The 1,033-nt window shown below is 69.2% G+C and carries 1 pseudogene; it reads right to left on the reverse strand.

Features of this window, described 5'->3' with window-relative positions:
* Positions 1-447: pseudogene (locus tag FF041_RS39710) on the reverse strand (hypothetical protein); the annotation flags it as partial.
* Positions 448-1,033: the final 586 nt, after the last annotated feature.

The following is a 1,033-nucleotide window of genomic DNA, read 5'->3' on the forward strand; positions in this document are numbered from 1 at the left end:
GAGGCCCTCGTAGAACTTGGTCGAGGCGTACACCGGGTCCCGCACCTGCTCCGGGGTGCCCCAGCCCATCGACGGGCGCTGCTGGAACAGCCCCAGCGAGTCCCGGTCGCCGTAGTCGAGGTTGCGGAGGCCGGACTCTTGGAGGGCGGTGGCGAGCGCGACGATCTGCCCTTGGGCGGGGACCTTCATCGCCACCCCGGTGGCCTGGATCGTCCGCGCGTGCGGGATCTGTTCCTTCGGGCTGGTCAGGCCGGGCACCGAAACACCGCCGCCGTCCCCACCGTCCAGGATCGACTCCACCTGCGCGGCGACCGCCCCCGTATCCACGCCCTGTGTGTCGCAGGTGGCCTGCGCGTTGGTGGCGCCGACCAGGGCGACGGCGACCGGGGCGATCAGCAGCAGCGGGGCCAGCGCGACCCCGCCCGCGATCACCGCGACCTTCTTCACGACCGCCCCGCCGAGGAGGGCGACGGGCGTATCTGGGCATGCCGCATAACGGCTCCTTGCGTGTAGGCCGCCCGGCCCCGGCTTTCTCGTCGAAAAGGCCACCGGAAATCGGGCGGGTCAAAGAAGAAAGAGAAGAAGAGGGCGGGGAATGTGTCCGGGAGCGGCTAACTCCCGGACACCGAGTCCCTCATTTCAGAAGCGGCAGCAAGCCGCCCTCGTAATCTCACCCGCCACACGGGACAATCCCCCCTCGGAACAGAGCCGCACACCGGCCTTCTGGACGGGGCAGCACGCAACAGCACAGCTCAACCAGCACCAGGCCAGGGCCCGGAGCGGCGAACACGAGGGGGACTGTAGGAGGGAAATCCGGCCGCACCAAACGACCCGGAAACCCCGGATCACGTCATTGGGTGCGGCCGGGAAAGACGGCTACTGTGCGCGGCACCGCTCGCCCCGGACAGGGTGTTCGAGCGGGCCGCGCCCGCATGCGCTCATAAATCCAGCGGGCGTGCAGCCGTCTTTCCCGAAGGAGAAACCGCCGTGCCGTACACGCTGCACCGAGGCGACGCGCTCACCGTCCTGAAGA

The sequence above is a fragment of the Streptomyces jumonjinensis genome, assembly GCF_009600885.1.
GTDB lineage: Bacteria > Actinomycetota > Actinomycetes > Streptomycetales > Streptomycetaceae > Streptomyces > Streptomyces jumonjinensis.